The following is a 17,683-nucleotide window of genomic DNA, read 5'->3' as shown; positions in this document are numbered from 1 at the left end:
ATTTAGATACACAAAACTGATAGGTTCCGTCATGGCAAAAGAAAAGTTTGAACGCGTAAAACCGCACGTAAACGTTGGTACAATCGGCCACGTTGACCACGGTAAAACTACACTAACTGCAGCAATCACTAACGTACTTGCAAAAGTATACGGCGGTGTTGCTAAAGATTTCGCATCAATCGATAACGCTCCAGAAGAGCGCGAACGTGGTATCACTATTTCAACGTCTCACGTTGAATACGATACACCTACACGTCACTACGCACACGTAGATTGTCCTGGTCACGCCGATTATGTTAAAAACATGATCACTGGTGCTGCTCAAATGGACGGCGCGATCTTAGTAGTTGCTGCGACAGATGGCCCTATGCCACAAACGCGTGAGCACATCCTTCTTTCTCGTCAGGTTGGCGTTCCTTACATCATCGTATTCATGAACAAATGTGACATGGTTGATGACGAAGAGCTACTTGAACTAGTAGAAATGGAAGTTCGTGAACTTCTTTCTGAATACGATTTCCCAGGTGATGACTTGCCTCTAATCGCTGGTTCTGCGCTTAAAGCGTTAGAAGGCGAGAAAGAGTGGGAAGATAAGATTGTTGAGCTTGCAAACGCACTTGACTCTTACATCCCAGAGCCAGAGCGTGACATCGATAAGCCATTCATCATGCCTATCGAAGACGTTTTCTCAATCCAGGGTCGTGGTACTGTTGTAACTGGTCGTGTTGAAGCTGGTATCATCCGCATCAATGACGAAGTAGAAATTGTTGGTATCAATGATACAACTCGTTCTACTTGTACTGGTGTTGAAATGTTCCGTAAGCTTCTTGACGAAGGTCGTGCTGGCGAAAACATCGGCGCACTTCTACGTGGTACTAAGCGTGAAGACGTTGAACGTGGTCAAGTACTAGCTAAGCCTGGTTCAATCAACCCACATACTACATTCACTTCAGAAGTATACGTACTTTCTAAAGATGAAGGTGGTCGTCATACTCCATTCTTCAAAGGTTACCGTCCACAGTTCTACTTCCGTACAACTGACGTAACAGGTGACGTACAGTTACCAGAAGGCGTAGAAATGGTAATGCCTGGTGATAACATCAAGATGACAGTAACTCTAATCGCGCCAATCGCGATGGACGAAGGTCTTCGTTTCGCTATCCGTGAAGGTGGCCGTACTGTTGGTGCTGGTGTTGTTGCAACTATCGTTGAATAATCAACTGTTGTAATGCATTAAGCATTAAAAAAACCCGAGCTTAGTCTCGGGTTTTTTAATGCCTGTAATTTATGTAATGTGAAGGTGGCTCTCTTACCTTAGGCATCGGTGCTTTGTAGCAACTATCGTTGAGTAATCAACTGTTGTAATGCATTAAGCATTAAAAGTATTAATGTTATCGCTGTAACAGAGTAGGAGCATGAACTTAATCAGTTAGTAACCAGCATTCTTACGTAACTCATCAAGCATATCTTGGTTACCCATCATTTCGTCAAGCGTTGTCCTGACTGCATTGTCAGAGCTGTTGTCATAAACTGAAAGTAGATGCTGCGCCATTTGCTTCGTATAACCATCTTGTTTATTTTGAGCTTGGTAGTATTGCGCCATCAACCCTTGTGCAGCTAAGCGACGGATATAATCATTCGTGTCTTGCTCTAACAAGTTTGTAAATTGCTCTGCAAGGCGGTAATCAAGTACCGGTGTTTGAGTTGTTAACTCAACAGCTTGAATTTTAAATTTTTCGTCACTACTGTTGTTCGCTAAATTTAAAATGTTACCTACTACTTCATAGTCATACTCAGGCATACTCGATTTATTCAAGATAAACATATTCATTTGCAGTTGGCTCAGTGCAGCTAACCTATTTAAATCAGAGATGCTTGGATCTAAAGTTTGCTCTCTTAATTGAGAGTTTATTTGTTTAGCATAATCAGGTTCTGATTTGATCCTTAAATCATAGTCTTCTGGTAAGTCTGCATAAAAGCTATAAAGAGGATTTTGCTCACGTCGTTTTTCATCTTCTTGCTGCTGTTTTTCCTCTAGTACGTCAAGAACAAGTTCCTTAAATTCGTCGGTATCTTGTTCTTGATAAGAGCCATTAGCGTGCAGTGTTAAGTTTGCTACTTTGCGTTGTAGCGAACTTACTTTCTTGCTTAGTTCGTCAATTAAGGCTTCATTTGATTGCTGATATTCTGCAGGAGTACTAATAGAAACTGTGGGGCTTAGCTGTTGCTGCTTGGGTTTATTAAGCGAACTGGACTGATCTTTAAAAAATGTTCCGTAGCATGAAATTACCAAGGCAAGTGTTGCTATAGTAATCGCAATAGTTCCTTTGTTTATAGTCATAAAATAATCTGCCTCTAAAATGGGTAATTTATCTGTTTTCGAAATATAAGTCTGTTAAAAAATGTGTTAAATGAGGATGAAATATACGGGTTAATTAAGAAGGCGGGGCGTGAGTGGCGAAATACGGTGTTTAAATTGGCTATAAGCGCTAGACCTAAGCCTAGCGCGTAAAGCTTAATGCGATTTTGCGTATTGCTCAGCTTGTTTCCACACTCTTAGTGTATTGCCGCTTAAAATCTTTTTAATATCGGTGTCGCTGTAACCTCTGTCTATCAAACCTTGAACTAGATTTGGGTAGCTAGATACATCTTTTAAGCCGATAGGTAATGAATCGCCAACTCCATCATAATCAGAGCCAATACCTACATAATCAATACCAATTAGCTCAACTACGTGATCAATATGGTCAAGTACTTGCTCAAGACTTGCAAATGGATACGGATTTTTAGCACGGTACGCAGCATCAAAATCTTTACTTAACTTAGTACCTTCTTTTTTAGCTGACTCTTTTGTACTTTTTAATTGCTTGCCCCAGCTACCTGCTTTAGCGGTAACAAAGCTTGAGCCAAAATTGATTTGAATAACACCGCCATTTTCCTTCAGCGCTAATAGCATATCGTCATTCATATTACGCTCAAAGCCAGGCGTGTATTTACGAAGTGATGAATGAGAGGCAATTACTGGCGTTTTAGAGAGCTCCATAACCTGATAAAACGCATCATCAGAAATATGCGATACGTCAATTAGCATGCCTATATTATTCATTTCAGTGACAAGCTTTTTACCAAATGGGCTTAAGCCTTTCCATTTACGGCGTATATCGTAAGACGAATCCGAAATATGGTTGCTTTGCGAGTGCGCTAGCGTGATGTAACGAATGCCACGGTCGTAAAAGTGCTGAAGGTTTTTCATATCACCTTCGATTGGAGAGCCATTTTCCATACCCATGGCTATAGACAGCTTACCTTGTTTAAATTGCTCTTCAATATCAGAGCTTGAGTTAGCAATAGCAAACTTATCGGGTGCGCGCTGGACTATGGCTTCCATACTATCAATCATTTGATTGGCTAGCTGGTAGCTTTTTCCTTTACCCTCAAACTCTAAATGCGCAGGAATATAAATCGACATAAACGGTGCGTTTAAACCGCCTTTTACAGCGCGAGGATAGTCAAAATCGCCATCACTAGTTGCTTTGGTTACATCAACCCAGCTTTCGTGAATTCGATAAGGTACGTCAATATGGGTATCAATTAAAATGGTATCTTTAGCGAGTTTAATTGCCTTATCAGATGCTGTTATTGTTTGTTCTGCTTGGGCTTGGCTAGTTAAAGCTAGTGATATGGCTACCACTAGAGTGCTGAGTTTTATCATGTTTTGGCTCTTTGGGTAAAAAGCCATTGTGTACGTTCAATTCAAAAGTTACAAGTACTACGCCCTAATCAAACGACTGTGCTTGATGCTCTTCACTTTGCAGCGCTTTAAATTCACCTTTTGAAATTATAGTTACAGACTCGTGTAATTCTGAGAAAAACACCATCGCTTCGCCATTTTTAAGCTGCAGCTTTACTTGGCTTACTTTAGATTCGATGCTTGCCTCTACTTCACCATAATCGGTACCTTCGCGTAATACGTAGCTTTCGATTAAGTTATAAAGAGTGTCTTGATCGAGTTGTTCAAAAGGGATAATCATTACTACTTGTTACTCGCTTTATTTGATACGTGCTGGCTAAAATAATGAGGGACGGCTTTTTCTAACCAAAATATAGGTTTAAACGGATTTTTACCGCTAATAAAACCAACATGCCCGCCCTTGTCAGAGATGCGCAGCGTAACATGCTCACTTACGTCTTGCCTACTCGGTACGGCTTTAATTGAGAGCATAGGGTCGTCTTTGGAATGAATAATAAGTGTGGGTACAGCGATATCTTTCAAATACGGCATAGCACTGGCTTTACGGTAGTAATCGTGTGCGTTTTCAAAACCATGTAGAGGGGCTGTTAACTGATTATCAAACTCTAATAAATCGTCAATTTTCATTAACTGTTTTGGCGTTAATGAAATTTGCTGCTTAATTTGTGGCAGCTTTCGCTGCATTGATTTTTTCATCCGATCGAGCAGATATTTTTGGTAAATTTTACCTAAGCTTTTACGAATAACATCGCTCGATGACGACAAATCATAAGGAGCAGATACCACCGCTGCTGCACTTAATGGGCATTTTTCGCGTTCTTCACCTAAGTATTTGGCAAGTACATTACCGCCCAATGAAAAACCAACAGCGACCATAGTGCGCTTAGGAAATTGCAGCTTTAAGTGATTTATAAAAAAAGCTAAATCGGCGGTGTCACCGCTGTGATAAGCACGTGGTAGGCGATTTACTTCGGTTGAGCAATTTCTAAAGTGCATAAGCACAACTGCATAACCTTGTTTTTTTAATGCCTTCATCATGCCTTTGGCATAAAAGCTATTTATATTGCCCTCAAGGCCATGCAAAACAACAGCAAGTGGTGCGGTTTCATTATGTGGAAGTGACCATGCAAGCTCAATAAAGTCACCATCAGGTGTATCAAGTTGCTCAAGTTCGTAGGACGTATTGTGAAATGGGCGGAAAAAACGCGGCATTATGGTCTGAACGTGACGATTGGTCATCCACCATGCTGGTTTGAACTGAGAGATCATGTTTGTACTACGCACTTTGTATTAAACGAAAAGCTAGTGTATCAAATTTTTCGCTTCAGAAAATAAAAAGCGCCTAACTAGTAAACTAATAAGGCGCTTTAGTGCGTCGTGCTTAATTTTGTTCGGGAATTTCTGCGTCATGTATTTTTTTCAAAAAGAAAAAAGCAAAAAAGATACACAAAGAAACAACGATGGTTAAAAACCCAAAAGACATAAATAAAACTGGATCTGTAAAAAAGTCTCTAAAGAATACGTTCATGAGTTGCTCCCCTCGTTGTTGATGGGTTAATCATAGGCGGTGTTTGCAGGTCGCAACGTGATCGAGATCAAGTTATTTTTCTAAGCAGCTGTAGGAGTGACGCTAAGTTGATTTAGATCATGTTTTAAGGGTTGGTAAGTTATTATCACTGAGAGCTAAGAGAGTTTTCTCTTAAAATAGTGAGCTGATCGTAACTCATTTTTTTTCACTTTATCTAAAAGCGAAACGCTTTAACCTTTTTGTGAATAAAGTACTTAAAGACCTTTTGCACAAAGAGAAAAGAATGAGAAATAAATGAGGGGGGGGGAGAGCAATAAACTACTTGAGCCAAATAACTGCTCAATATTTATATTTTTCACCTGAATAATTTAGTTTGTTTTCCTCTAAAAGCGAAGCGCCTCTTAACCTCTTTGTGAGTAAATTACTTGAAGGTTTTTTGCACAAAGAAAATAAGAAGTGGAGGAGGCTACAAAAACTAACACCCTAAGTGGCTTTCACATATAGCTCAATGTTGTTTGGCTCTGAAAGTTTGACTAATTCAAGCTCATTTACCGTTTCAATCAACATATGTTGCTGTTGTTTTTCAAGCTTCAGCTCAGCGCTTAGCAACTCTGCACGTATTGTGGCGTAATCACTTATCGCATTCTGGTTAGCTTTTAAATAGCTACGAGCGGCGCGCAGAGGTTGTAATGCGCGAGTATCAAAGTCACTAACTACTTGCGTTAACTCGTTTAGCTGTTGGGTATTAATACTTAAATTTAATGAGTCTAAATAAAGCAGTAATAAGCATAAATTAACGTTTTTTCCTTGCTGGTTTTGTAGTGCCAGCAAGGTTGTTTGTTGATCAGGCTTTGCGTACAAAGTGCACGCAAATTGCCAAAAATGGTCGCTATTGAGCAAGTTCATCGGCGAATGCCTGCTCTTTTTCTTCCATTTCTTCAAGTGCCATAAGTAACTCTTCTTCAACGTCGTTAAGTTTAGGCGTAAGGGTTGCTTGCTTGGCTAATAACTCTTTAAGCTTGGCTTTGTTGTCGTCGTTGTAGAGTTCGTTATCACCTAAGGTCACTTCAACTTCACTTAACTCGGCGGTGAATTTATCGAGTTGCTTTTCAAGCTTTTCAATTTGCTTTTTAAGTGGTTGAGTGGCCTTTCTAAACTCAGCCTCTAGGCGTTTTTGCTCTTTACGGTTAACACCTGGATTTGCTTTAGGCTCGTCGCTTTGCTGCGCTTTAACCGCTTCTTTATTGGCATTGAGTAACCACTGGTAATACGCATCTAAGTCGTAACCAAACTGGGTTACTTTGCCGTCATCTACTAAGTAAAACTCATCGGCGGTATTTTTAAGCATGTGGCGGTCGTGTGATACGGTAACCATAGCGCCTTCAAAGCCTTGCAGTGCCATAACAAGTGCATGGCGCATTTCTAAATCAAGGTGGTTAGTTGGCTCATCGAGAAGCAGCAGGTTTGGCTTTTGATATACCAACATGGCAAGTACTAAACGTGCTTTTTCGCCGCCCGAAAAAGGGGCTACAGGCTCAAGTGCTTTATCGCCAATAAAGGCGAAACCACCTAAAAAGTCACGTAGTGATTGCTCAGTGGCTTTTGGGTCGAGGCGTTGTAAGTGCATTATTGCACTGGCTTTTAAATCAAGAGATTCAAGTTGATGCTGCGCAAAGTAACCAATATTTAATCCGTGATGCTGAACAACTTCGCCCGCTTGCGGCTCTAAATCACCAGAAAGCAGTTTAATTAACGTTGATTTACCTGCGCCATTTCGACCTAATAAAGCAATTCGGCTACCTGGTACAAGGTTTAGCTCTATATTATTTAAAATAGTGACGTCACCATAACCCGCTTTGGCTTTATCTATTGTCATTAGTGGGTTTGGTAATGCTTTTGGCTCTGCAAACTCAAAGTTAAATGGCGAGTCGGCATGTGCCGGCGCTAGTTTTTCCATGCGTTCAAGCGCTTTCACACGGCTTTGTGCTTGTTTAGCTTTACTGGCTTTTGCTTTAAAGCGCGTTATAAACTGCTCAAGGTGAGCAATTTGATCTTGTTGCTTATCAAACATTGCTTGTTGTTGTAGTAAGCGCTCAGCTTTTTGGCGCTCAAACTGCGAGTAGTTACCTTTGTACACGTTAATAAGTTGCTTATCTACATGCCAAATTTGATCAACCACCGCATCTAAAAACTCACGGTCATGCGATATAAGTACAAGGGTGCCGGTATAAGCACGCAAAAAGCGTTCAAGCCAATAAACGGCATCTAAATCAAGGTGGTTTGTTGGCTCATCGAGTAATAGTAAATCGGCGTCGCGTATTAATGCTTGGGCAAGGTTTAAACGCATACGCCAACCACCCGAAAACGAGCTTACAGGATTTTCTATAAGGTTATTGGCAAAGCCTAAGCCGTGTAATAGCTCACCTGCGGTTGATTCAATGCTATAGCCTTTAATGTTTTCAAGCTGAATATGTACTTTAGCTTGTGTGTCGCCATCGTTGTTTTTCTCGGCCTCACGCAGTGCTATACGCATTGCGTAGTATTCTGGGTGGCCTTGAAGTACATAATCAATCGCGCTTATTTCAAGGGCAGGTGTCTCTTGCTTAACAGAGGCGATAGACCAATCTTTTGGAATGCTGCAGTTACCGGCATCTAGTTGTAGTTCTGATTTTAGTAAACCAAATAACGTTGATTTTCCACAGCCATTAGCGCCAACAAGGCCTACTTTGTGTTCTGGAAATAACGTAGCTGATGCGTTTTTTAATAAGGCTTTACCGCCACGAAGTAGTTCTATTTCTGAGATTTGGATCATGAATGTGTTACTTTGCTGTGCCCTTGTTAAGTTGGCGCTATCATAACATAGAACTTAATGCTCTTATCAAGCGTATCAACAAGTGAAGTTATACGATAAAATGACAGCAGTTCAAACCACAGGAAAAATGTTGTGAGACAAAAGAAGCGATTTATTGCTGGTGCATCGTGCCCTGACTGCAAAGCCATGGATACTATGATGCTATACAGAGAACATGATGTTGAAAAAGTAGAGTGTGTTGAGTGTGGTCATAAAATGGCGCAACCCGATAATGCTGTGCAGGCGTCTACTCGCCAATTTGAACAAGTAATTGGTGTATTTAAACCGGGCGACTAACCCGGTTTTTTATTGCCTAATTTTTACCGATTTTAGTAATGCGGTGGAGGCGGCTCAGGTACTTCAGACATCATAGATGATGATGACTGCGACTCTTTAATTTTTTCTGCTAGCAGCTCGGTTTGGCGTTTCATTTTTGCTAACAGCTGTTGGTGCACTTTTATTTCATCATTTAAGACTTCAATCGTTTCGTCTTGAAAAGCCACTTTGGCTTCAAGTTCCATTAAGCGATGTTCAATTGTGTTCATTATTCTCTCGTATAATAAATCGCTCTGCGATCCCGCTGGAGCTTTCGGTTAACAACGACTTACCGTTATCTGTAAATGTCACATCTAGCACCACCGCCGATTTAGGCTTACTGCCTTCGCGCGGGGTAACCTGCCAAGTTTGAATTTTTTCACCGCTTGGTATTTGCCACAAATCTACACGCTTATTTGGCGAGCCGGTTGCAAGCAAAGTGCCTTGTTCGTTAAAACGCACAGCAGTAAAAATTTTCTGACGCGCAATATACTTCAGTTTACTCACAAGATCACCTGTAGTCAGCTTCCATACATTTGCTTGTGCCATACTATCGGCCGTAAACGCATAGCGACCTTGTGGATCGAGCGTTACTTGGGTAACACGCGTTGGGTGATTAAAACGATGAATTACTTGTCCGGTACGTGTATCCCAAAAGTAAGCAACATAATCGTTAGAACCACTTAAGGCAAAGCGTCCGTTAGGTGACAGGTCAACGGTGTTAACTTTATCTTGATGACCTAAAAACTCAATACGACGCCCAGTTTCTAGGTTTACAAATACGACAACGCCGTCGCTACGGCCGTATAAAACACTACGGCCTTGATTGCTAATAGCAATATCGCGAATACTGGCTTTCTGTATTTTGTAATAACCTTGATTTTTGCCTGTGGCTATATCCCACACAGCAAACGTGGTTTTTTCGGCGGTAACAGCCACGCTGTTATCAAAAGCAATGGCAACAGCGTACACTAGGCTGTCTTGTGACTGCTGCTGAAACCATTGGTATTTTAGCACCTGCTGTTGATTATCCCACAGGGCGACCGCATGGTTGATAGAGGAGATCAAACTGTATTTACCATCGTTTGAAACTGTTGATGAAAATGCACCTTGTGCAGCATGTTCGTAACTTGCTACAGCGTGTTGTTTTTTATCGGTACAGGCGATGGCTAAAAAACAGCTAAATACGATTAAAAAAGTACGAAATATCGACATATTACAGGTATTTCCCCTTAACTCTTAGTGACTGAGAGGTTAGACTAGGACGCGTTAAATGCCTAGGTTGTTTGTCTAATCACTGGATATGTTTTTAGTTTAGCTAACAATATGGAATTTAGTCATTAAACAAGCAGCCTATCATGTGGGCCGTTAATCTTTCACTAGTAATAATACATTAAAATGACAACTGCAAAGTGTGTCGGAGATTTAAAATGAAAAAGACGATTAGATTGTCATTGATTGCAGCGTCAGTTTTAGCGCTTACAGCTTGTAATCAAGAAGCAAAAAAAGAACAAGCTGAAGTTAAATTAGACACTGTAGAACAGCAACAAGCATATGGTATTGGTGCATCTGTAGGTAACTTTTTAAATAAAGACCTAGCAGACAAAACAGAAATTGGTATTGAACTAGACCAAGCACTTTTAATTCGTGGTTTTGAAGATGCGCTTGCTGGCAATGCAAAAATTGACGAAGAAAAAATTCGCGAAGTATTAACTGCACTAGATACATCAGTACGTACTAAGCAAGAAGAAAAAGCTAAAGTAGAGTCTGAAAAAAGTAAAGAAGCAGGCGCTAAATACCTAGCTGACAACGCTAAAAAAGAAGGCGTTACAGTAACTGAGTCGGGTCTACAGTACGAAGTACTTAGCGAAGGCGATGGCGAAAAGCCAGTGGCAACTGATGTAGTTAAAGTACACTACAAAGGGACTTTATTAGACGGTACTGAGTTTGATAGCTCATATGCACGTAACGAACCGACAACTTTCCCTCTTAACCGCGTAATTGCGGGTTGGACTGAAGGTTTACAACTTATGTCAGTGGGTTCTAAGTACAAGTTCACTATACCTTCAGAACTTGCTTACGGCGACCGTGACTTAGGTAAGATTCCAGCTAATTCAACACTTGTATTTGAAGTTGAATTACTTGAAATTCAAAATGAAGAAGCACCAGCACAGTAATAAGCTTATTGTGTAAATGCAAAAAGGGACCCTAGGTCTAATGCCGATCATTTTAGAATTAGTTAATAGCACTTGAACGATCTTCTAGGTATGTAAGAATCCGAATTCTTTTGTAGAATTCGGATTTTTTTATGCAACTTTCTAATGCTCTCGATATTATTAACAACATGAAACCTAATGACGTTGAAACACTCGCAGACTTACTCCCTTTATCTCTTATCGAAGAAGCCTATGCACTGACCGAAACCGTTACACTACGAAAAAGAAAACTAACCCTAGAATCGATGGCTTGGTTGTTGATCGGGATGGTTATTTATAATGACAAATCGATGGCCGATGTCGTTAATATGCTCGACATTGTTGACCGCGATGGTAAGCCATTTGTTGCGCCAAGTGCTTTAACTCAGCGTCGTAAAAACCTAGGTGAAGCCGCCATGAAAGCCTTATTTGAATGCACCCAAAGGCATTGGAATAATGACGCTAATCATCCTCATTGGAATGGGCTTACCTTGCTTGGTGTCGATGGTGTCGTTTGGCGTACGGATGACTCACCCCAAAACAATGAAGCCTTTACAAAACCGACTAATACACAATACCCACAGGTCAGAATGGTGTGTCAAATGGAGCTAAGCAGCCACCTAATCACGGGGAGTGCTTTTGATGATTACAAGGTCAATGAAATGGTGCTGGCTGAAAAGCTTATAGAAACCACACCCGATAACAGTCTCACTTTATTCGACAAAGGTTTCTATTCTTTAGGGCTTTTACATAAATGGCAAACAACTGGCAGTGAACGCCATTGGCTAATCCCCCTGAAAAAAAATGTGCAATATGAAGTTATTCAAACATTAGGGCGTAATGATAAATTAGTCCAACTTAGCAGCAACCCAAGAGCAAGAAAGATGTGGCCAACGCTGCCTAACACCTTAATCGCGAGGTTAGTGACTCGAAAAATAAAGGGGAAATCATATAGTGTGATGACATCTATGACAGATCCGATGCGATATCTATCAGCCGATATAGGTGATTTGTACAGTCACCGCTGGGAGATAGAGCTTGGTTATCGGGAACAAAAGCAATATATGCTGGGCAATCGATTAACATTAAGAAGTCGCTTACCAGCGCTTGTAAAGCAAGAGCTGTGGGGGGTGTTGCTTACTTATAATATGGTGCGATATCAGATGGTAAAAATGTGCCACACATTAAAAGGTGATTATTTACCGTACCAACTGAGTTTCAATGGTAGTTTAGCTCAAATAATGAGGTTGCTTGTTGGATTACCTTATTCAACACCTGGAGCCATACCACGTCAATTAAAATACTTTTATGCGATGGCAGAAAGCCTAATTCTAGAGCCTCGAAGGGATCGAGGTTTTCCTCGTGCAGTCAAGCCAAGACCACAGCGGTACGCTAGAAATAAAAAAGCCGCTCACCTTAAGTGAACGGCATTAGACCCTAGGTCCCTTTTTTAATACGTGTAAGTAACGTATTAATTCGTGTGATTAGAAAACAAGTTATCAATAAGCTCATCTTCAAGTGCAAAACGTGCTTCTAATGCCTCACCAATAACAGATAAGTCATTATCAAAGTCTTTTAATAAGTCTTCTTTGTCTACTTCTGCGTACTTATCATTAAAATCTAACGCCACATCGGTTGTGCTAGAAATACGCGGGTAAATAGAGTTTGCAAGCTCTTGGCTTTGTAAGCCCTTTTTTTCGCATGCTTTTGCTATATCGTCATATACTTCAAAATGGCCTGCAGATAGGTAATCCATTAAAAGCTGGCAAAATGATTCAATTAGTTTTGGCTCTGGCAATGCTTGATCTTGCTTCTCGTACGGCGTAAAGCCTGCAATTTTGCAGTAAAGTACAATAAGTTCTTGGCGTTCGTTTAGCCATTTATCAATTACTGTGTGGCTACCACCCCATTTTTGTTGAGCTTTTTCTACACGCGTCAGCATAACTGTTCTCCTAGCTGGGTTGGTCTTTCAATTAGAATATAATAAGTTTATGTACATCAAGATATATTTAATTTGCGCGTATATCAACAAGTAAAGTTGAGCTACTTTGAGGGGTGTACCTTTTTATATAATCTAAGGCGAGAGATTTTATTTTAGGCAAGAAAAAACCACCAGTTACGGTGGTCTAATTTCTTTCAGTGACTTGTTATAACAAGCTTTCTTATTTTTATGAGATGATTTTTATTGTTATTATTTTAAAACATTTATTTTTATTGTTTTAAGATTTTTATTATTGTTAACGCGGGACAAACAATAACAAGGTTTTTGTAATGTTGCAAACGTATTAATGAAAAGTTTTAAATGTTATTTATTTTTGTTTATTTTATAGTCAAAAGGGATTAAAAAACTCCATTCTATTGATCTACCTCTAGGTAAAGCTGTTTTCGTCCCTAAGCAATAGAGGGTCGGAGAATATGGTGGTACAATCTTGCACAATTTATACAAGTCTTAGGATCATTTACGCCATGAGCGAATTAAAAAACGACCGTTATTTACGTGCACTTGCAAAACAACCTGTTGATGTAACTCCGGTATGGATGATGCGCCAAGCAGGACGCTATTTACCAGAGTATCGCGCTACACGTGCACAAGCGGGCGATTTTATGAGCCTGTGCCGTAATGCTGAGCTTGCATGTGAAGTTACACTGCAGCCATTACGTCGCTACCCGTTAGATGCCGCTATATTATTTAGTGATATTTTAACGATTCCAGATGCGATGGGTTTAGGTCTTTACTTTGAAACTGGCGAAGGCCCTAAGTTCGAACGTCCTATTTCATCTCTTGCTGATGTTAAAAAAATTCCAAAGTTAGACCCTACAGACGAGCTTGGCTACGTAATGAACGCAGTAAGCACTATCCGTCGTGAGCTTAAAGGCGAAGTACCGCTTATTGGTTTTTCTGGTTCACCTTGGACGCTAGCAACTTATATGGTTGAAGGCGGTAGCAGCAAAGTATTTGGTAAAATCAAAAAAATGGCGTTTGCAGAGCCGCAAACACTTCATTTATTACTCGATAAGTTAGCTGATTCAGTTATTGATTACTTAAATGCTCAAATTAAAGCTGGCGCGCAATCGCTAATGGTATTTGACTCATGGGGCGGTGTATTAAGCCCGCGCGATTACAACGAATTTTCACTACAATACATGCATAAAATTGTAGATGGTTTAATTCGTGAGTACGACGGTCGTAAAGTGCCGGTTACTTTGTTCACTAAAAATGGTGGTCAATGGATTGAAGCTATTGCAGCAACAGGCTGTGATGCAATCGGTCTTGATTGGACTATTAATATCAGCGACGCTAAGCGCCGCGTGGGTGATAAAGTAGCTCTACAAGGTAATATGGACCCATCTATGTTACACGGTACACCAGAGCGTATTCGCCAAGAAGTAGGCACTATTTTAGAAGACTTTGGTACAGGCAATGGCCACGTGTTTAACTTAGGCCACGGTATTACACCAGATGTAGACCCTGAAAATGCTGGCGTATTCATTAATGCAGTACATGAGCTAAGTGCTAAGTACCATAAGTAATAGTCACTTAAACAAGCTTTAAAACTGTTTAAAAGTAAAAAACCCGCTAAGTTGCGGGTTTTTTGTTACCTATTTATAAAGGCTTTTAAAACTACTTATTTAAGCGGTTATTTAAATAAGCGATTTAAGCCATTTAATGCCGCAACACGGTAGGCTTCAGCCATGGTTGGGTAGTTAAATGTGGTATTTACAAAGTAGTCGATATTATTGCCACCATTTTTTTGTTCCATAATAGCTTGGCCAATGTGAACAATTTCAGAGGCACGTTCGCCAAAACAATGTACGCCAAGTACTTCTTTGGTTTCGGTGTGGAATAATATTTTTAAACTACCTACTTCAGTACCAGCAATTTGCGCGCGAGCCAAATGCTTAAACTGAGCACGGCCAACTTCATACGGTACTTTAGCAGCTGTAAGCTCTTGCTCGGTTTTACCTACTGAGCTCATTTCTGGGATGGTATAAATACCGGCCGGAATATCAACAATCAGCCTGTCATCGCAGTTACCACATGCAATTGCATCAGCAGCTATACGACCTTGGTCAAACGCAGCACTTGCAAGGCTTGGATAGCCTATTACATCACCTACAGCGTAAACGTTATCAATTTCTGTTTGGTATGTTTCGTTAACTTTTAATTGGCCACGGCTATCGGCTTTTAAGCCAATGGCTTCAAGATTTAGTGTATCAGTGTTACCAGTACGACCATTAGCAAATAAAATACAGTCAGCTTTTACGCGTTTACCTGATTTTAAATGCATTATAACGCAGTCGTCACGCGTCTCGATTCGGTCAAACTCTTCGTTATGACGAATAACAATACCGCTGTTCCAAAAGTGATAGCTAAGTGCGTCAGATATTTCAGCATCCATAAAAGCAAGTAGTCGGTCGCGTGTATTAACTAAATCAACTTTAGCGCCTAAACCTTTAAATATTGACGCGTACTCACAACCAATTACACCTGCACCATAAATCAGTACACGATGAGGGTCATGCTCAAGGCCAAGTATTGTGTCACTTTCGTAAATACGAGAATGCGTAAAATCTACCTCTGGTGGGCGATAAGGGCGTGAACCCGTTGATATAACGATCGTTTTAGCAGTCAGTCGCTCAGTTGAACCATCATTTCTTTTTACTTCAATTGTGTGCTTATCTACAAAGCTCGCATCACCTTGAAACATATGAATGCGGTTACGATCGTAAAAGCTACTACGTAAATTAGATTGCTTAGAAATAACAGAACTTGCGTGACGTAAAATATCAGGAAATGTTAAGCGGCTAGGGCGCTCACCAACATTGAATAACGGATTTGCTTTGTATTCAATATAGCGGCTAACAGAGTGGCGAAGCGCTTTTGAAGGAATTGTTCCCCAATGTACACAACCGCCACCAACTGATTCTTGGCGTTCAATAACCGCTACTTTTTTATCGTTTTTTGAAAGGTTCATGGCGGTACCTTCACCGCCAGGTCCCGTGCCAATAATTATTGCATCATATTGGTATGTCACGGGTACTTTTTTTTGTTCTGGTTGTTTGGCCACAGCCACTCCTAAATTAATTAAAAGAGGCTTTTAATAACCTCGCATTAAGTGCTAGCCATGCCTGTTTTTGATTTTCCCAGGCGGCTTCCAACTCATGGTATTGTGCCATTAATGCTGAGCGTTCACACTGCTTTGCCATGTTATTTTTTTTAACTTCTAACACTTGTTTTTGTAGTGAACAATAATTTTGCAGTTTTTTCAGCAGTAAATCGTACTCTTGTTGTAATAATGTAATCTTATCTTGTGCTAAAGGCAATTTTGCAAGACGCGTTTGCGTTTTGCTCATTAGCGTTTCAGCCTTTGCTTTTTCGATACGTTCAACAGGTGTACGCTTCAATTTATTAGCTAAACCAACAGCTGCTAAAGAGCGGATCATCCATTTTGTTGGGTCGTAATGAAACCATTTAATACCGTTACGGTAGTCGCTTGCAAAAATATGGTGGAAGTTGTGATACCCCTCACCGTATGTAAATAACGCTAAAAAGCCGTTATCGCGTGCCGTATTTTTTTCGGTGTATGGGCGAGAGCCCCAAATATGTGCAACCGAATTTATAAAAAAGGTAAAGTGTTGACTCAGTACTAAGCGTAGTAAACCTGCAAGAATTAACATACCCCACACATCACCAACTAATAAACCAAGCGCAAGAGGCAAACCTACGTTCATAGCAATAGCTAGTTTTAAGTAGTGCTTATGTTGCCACATAACTATTTTATTGCGCTGTAAATCACGACAATTACTATAATCACCGTAGCTATCGCCTTGGTAGTCACGTAACATCCAGCCGATATGGCTATACCAAAAACCATTGGTAGCCGCGTAAGGGTCTTTTATTGGGTCGTCAACTTGACCGTGATGTATACGGTGATCGCTACTCCAATGCAAAGCACTGTTTTGTAGTGCAAAAGCACCGCCAAGCGCAAAAATAAATTCAACAGCAGGGTGTGCGTTATAGGTTTTATGTGCCCATAATCGATGGTAGCCGGCAGTAATTGATAAGCCCGCATAAAACATGCAGGCTACAAAAGCAATCCAATGCGCGCTGGTAAATCCGTAGCTAATGGCGTACCAAGGTACAAGTGTGGCAGCCGCCAAAAAGGTTAGGCTAAAAAATAGGACGTTTGTCCAAATAATCGGTGGTTTATTCATAATTCTCAATCTCAGCGTACAACTGTAAGCTAAAATAGTATTTCAAACTCTCGTCGTCAAGTATTAGACTGGACAATTGAGCTAATATCACTAAATATTCATATAAAATAATTCAGGGAGCTGTTGATGTCGGGTGTTAGAGCGCAACAGAAACAAAAAACACGACAGGCGTTAATTCAAGCGGCATTTAACCAGCTGAGTGCTGATCATAGTTTTTCGAATTTAAGTTTACGCGAAGTAGCACGAGAAGCCGGTATTGCCCCAACGTCTTTTTATCGTCATTTTAAAGACATGGATGAGCTAGGTTTAACCATGGTTGACGAAGCAGGCTTAACCCTTCGTCAACTAATGCGTCAAGCACGCAGACGAATAGCAAACGATGGCGGCAGTGTTATAAATACCTCAGTGGTTACTTTTATGGAGTTTATTGATAACTCAAGTAACCAATTTAGGTTGTTGCTGCGAGAACGCTCTGGGACTTCTAAAGCATTTAGAGCCGCAGTAGCGCGCGAGGTAAAACATTTTATTTTAGAGCTGGCTCATTATTTAGAAAGTGAAACTAAATGTAATGCTATGCATGCCTATATTCAGGCGGAATCTATGGTAACGCTCGTATTTAATGCGGGTGCAGAAGCGCTCGATATAGAAGGGTTGCAACGCGACGAATTGATTGAGCGCGTTATTTGGCAGCTGCGTTATATTACTCGCGGAGCCGGGCATTACGTAAGAGAAACGAGTAAAGAAGCATAGCTTAAAAAAATTGTAAAAAGTTAATATAAGCACGGTATATTGCAGTGCTTATTAATTTAAGCGTCACTAGTCATGTA

Annotated in this window: 17 protein-coding genes; 6 read left to right on the top strand and 11 right to left on the bottom strand. The window is 40.5% G+C overall.

Features of this window, described 5'->3' with window-relative positions; genetic code table 11:
- Window positions 1-31: 31 nt before the first annotated feature.
- Window positions 32-1,216 (top strand): elongation factor Tu, encoded by a 1,185-nt coding sequence (tuf, locus tag ABX891_RS00880; protein ID WP_024606594.1) that lies wholly within the window; start codon window positions 32-34, stop codon window positions 1,214-1,216.
- Between the two features lie 213 nt (window positions 1,217-1,429).
- On the opposite strand, the gene ABX891_RS00875 is transcribed toward tuf, so the two are convergent.
- The 6 genes from ABX891_RS00875 to ABX891_RS00850 all read right to left on the bottom strand — a co-directional run bounded on the left by ABX891_RS00875 (window position 1,430) and on the right by ABX891_RS00850 (window position 8,091).
- Window positions 1,430-2,341: a hypothetical protein gene (locus ABX891_RS00875; RefSeq protein WP_354628739.1), complete on the bottom strand. Its 912-nt coding sequence runs from the start codon at window positions 2,339-2,341 to the stop codon at window positions 1,430-1,432.
- A gap of 174 nt (window positions 2,342-2,515) precedes the next feature.
- Window positions 2,516-3,712 carry a dipeptidase gene (locus ABX891_RS00870; protein WP_197098791.1) on the bottom strand — a complete coding sequence of 399 codons (1,197 nt, stop codon included), beginning with the start codon at window positions 3,710-3,712 and terminating at the stop codon, window positions 2,516-2,518.
- Window positions 3,713-3,776: 64 nt separating this feature from the next.
- Window positions 3,777-4,031, bottom strand: a complete 255-nt coding sequence (locus ABX891_RS00865) for a YheU family protein (protein ID WP_004335925.1) — start codon at window positions 4,029-4,031, stop codon at window positions 3,777-3,779.
- 2 nt (window positions 4,032-4,033) lie between these two features.
- Window positions 4,034-5,020, bottom strand: a complete 987-nt coding sequence (locus ABX891_RS00860; RefSeq protein WP_024606596.1) for a hydrolase — start codon at window positions 5,018-5,020, stop codon at window positions 4,034-4,036.
- A gap of 742 nt (window positions 5,021-5,762) precedes the next feature.
- Window positions 5,763-6,185 (bottom strand): TIGR02444 family protein, encoded by a 423-nt coding sequence (locus ABX891_RS00855; RefSeq protein ID WP_024606597.1) that lies wholly within the window; start codon window positions 6,183-6,185, stop codon window positions 5,763-5,765.
- Window positions 6,169-8,091, bottom strand: a complete 1,923-nt coding sequence (locus ABX891_RS00850; protein ID WP_008165349.1) for an ATP-binding cassette domain-containing protein — start codon at window positions 8,089-8,091, stop codon at window positions 6,169-6,171. The genes ABX891_RS00855 and ABX891_RS00850 overlap by 17 nt, the downstream gene beginning before the upstream one ends.
- Before the next feature lie 132 nt (window positions 8,092-8,223).
- Between ABX891_RS00850 and ABX891_RS00845 the strand changes: the two genes are divergently transcribed.
- Entirely contained in the window at window positions 8,224-8,427 is a 204-nt protein-coding gene (locus ABX891_RS00845) for a YheV family putative zinc ribbon protein (protein WP_007378899.1), read from the top strand.
- A 32-nt stretch (window positions 8,428-8,459) separates the two neighbouring features.
- Here the strand turns inward: ABX891_RS00845 and ABX891_RS00840 are convergent, their stop codons facing one another.
- Both ABX891_RS00840 and ABX891_RS00835 read right to left on the bottom strand, forming a co-directional pair.
- Entirely contained in the window at window positions 8,460-8,675 is a 216-nt protein-coding gene (locus tag ABX891_RS00840; protein ID WP_004335946.1) for a SlyX family protein, read from the bottom strand.
- Window positions 8,662-9,660 (bottom strand): WD40 repeat domain-containing protein, encoded by a 999-nt coding sequence (locus ABX891_RS00835; RefSeq protein ID WP_354628738.1) that lies wholly within the window; start codon window positions 9,658-9,660, stop codon window positions 8,662-8,664. Before ABX891_RS00835 ends, ABX891_RS00840 begins: the two co-directional genes overlap by 14 nt.
- 215 nt (window positions 9,661-9,875) lie before the next feature.
- On the opposite strand from ABX891_RS00835, the gene fkpA reads away from it, so the two are divergent.
- The gene (fkpA, locus tag ABX891_RS00830) at window positions 9,876-10,622 is read left to right on the top strand and encodes an FKBP-type peptidyl-prolyl cis-trans isomerase (protein WP_004335950.1); all 747 of its coding nucleotides are present in this window, start codon (window positions 9,876-9,878) and stop codon (window positions 10,620-10,622) included.
- 131 nt (window positions 10,623-10,753) lie between these two features.
- Window positions 10,754-12,064 carry an IS4 family transposase gene (locus ABX891_RS00825; protein ID WP_354628737.1) on the top strand — a complete coding sequence of 437 codons (1,311 nt, stop codon included), beginning with the start codon at window positions 10,754-10,756 and terminating at the stop codon, window positions 12,062-12,064.
- A gap of 47 nt (window positions 12,065-12,111) precedes the next feature.
- Here ABX891_RS00825 and rsd read toward each other — a convergent pair whose 3' ends face one another.
- Window positions 12,112-12,582, bottom strand: coding sequence for a sigma D regulator (rsd, locus tag ABX891_RS00820; RefSeq protein WP_138489928.1), 471 nt, complete (start codon window positions 12,580-12,582; stop codon window positions 12,112-12,114).
- A 524-nt stretch (window positions 12,583-13,106) separates the two neighbouring features.
- Here rsd and hemE point away from each other — a divergent pair.
- Complete coding sequence (gene hemE, locus ABX891_RS00815) at window positions 13,107-14,171, top strand: uroporphyrinogen decarboxylase (protein ID WP_002961084.1); 1,065 nt, start codon at window positions 13,107-13,109, stop codon at window positions 14,169-14,171.
- 107 nt (window positions 14,172-14,278) lie between these two features.
- Here the strand turns inward: hemE and sthA are convergent, their stop codons facing one another.
- Together sthA and ABX891_RS00805 are read right to left on the bottom strand one after the other, a co-directional pair.
- The gene (gene sthA / locus ABX891_RS00810; RefSeq protein ID WP_024604169.1) at window positions 14,279-15,709 is read right to left on the bottom strand and encodes a Si-specific NAD(P)(+) transhydrogenase; all 1,431 of its coding nucleotides are present in this window, start codon (window positions 15,707-15,709) and stop codon (window positions 14,279-14,281) included.
- Window positions 15,710-15,722: 13 nt separating this feature from the next.
- The gene (locus ABX891_RS00805; RefSeq protein WP_138489929.1) at window positions 15,723-16,856 is read right to left on the bottom strand and encodes an acyl-CoA desaturase; all 1,134 of its coding nucleotides are present in this window, start codon (window positions 16,854-16,856) and stop codon (window positions 15,723-15,725) included.
- A 126-nt stretch (window positions 16,857-16,982) separates the two neighbouring features.
- On the opposite strand from ABX891_RS00805, the gene fabR reads away from it, so the two are divergent.
- Window positions 16,983-17,606 (top strand): HTH-type transcriptional repressor FabR, encoded by a 624-nt coding sequence (fabR, locus tag ABX891_RS00800; RefSeq protein WP_002961087.1) that lies wholly within the window; start codon window positions 16,983-16,985, stop codon window positions 17,604-17,606.
- Window positions 17,607-17,683 lie beyond the last annotated feature (77 nt).

Source organism: Pseudoalteromonas sp. NCIMB 1079 (assembly GCF_040567695.1).
GTDB lineage: Bacteria > Pseudomonadota > Gammaproteobacteria > Enterobacterales > Alteromonadaceae > Pseudoalteromonas > Pseudoalteromonas distincta.
The sequence above is the reverse complement of the archived record's forward strand: the minus strand, read 5'-3'. Positions and strand labels throughout refer to the sequence as shown.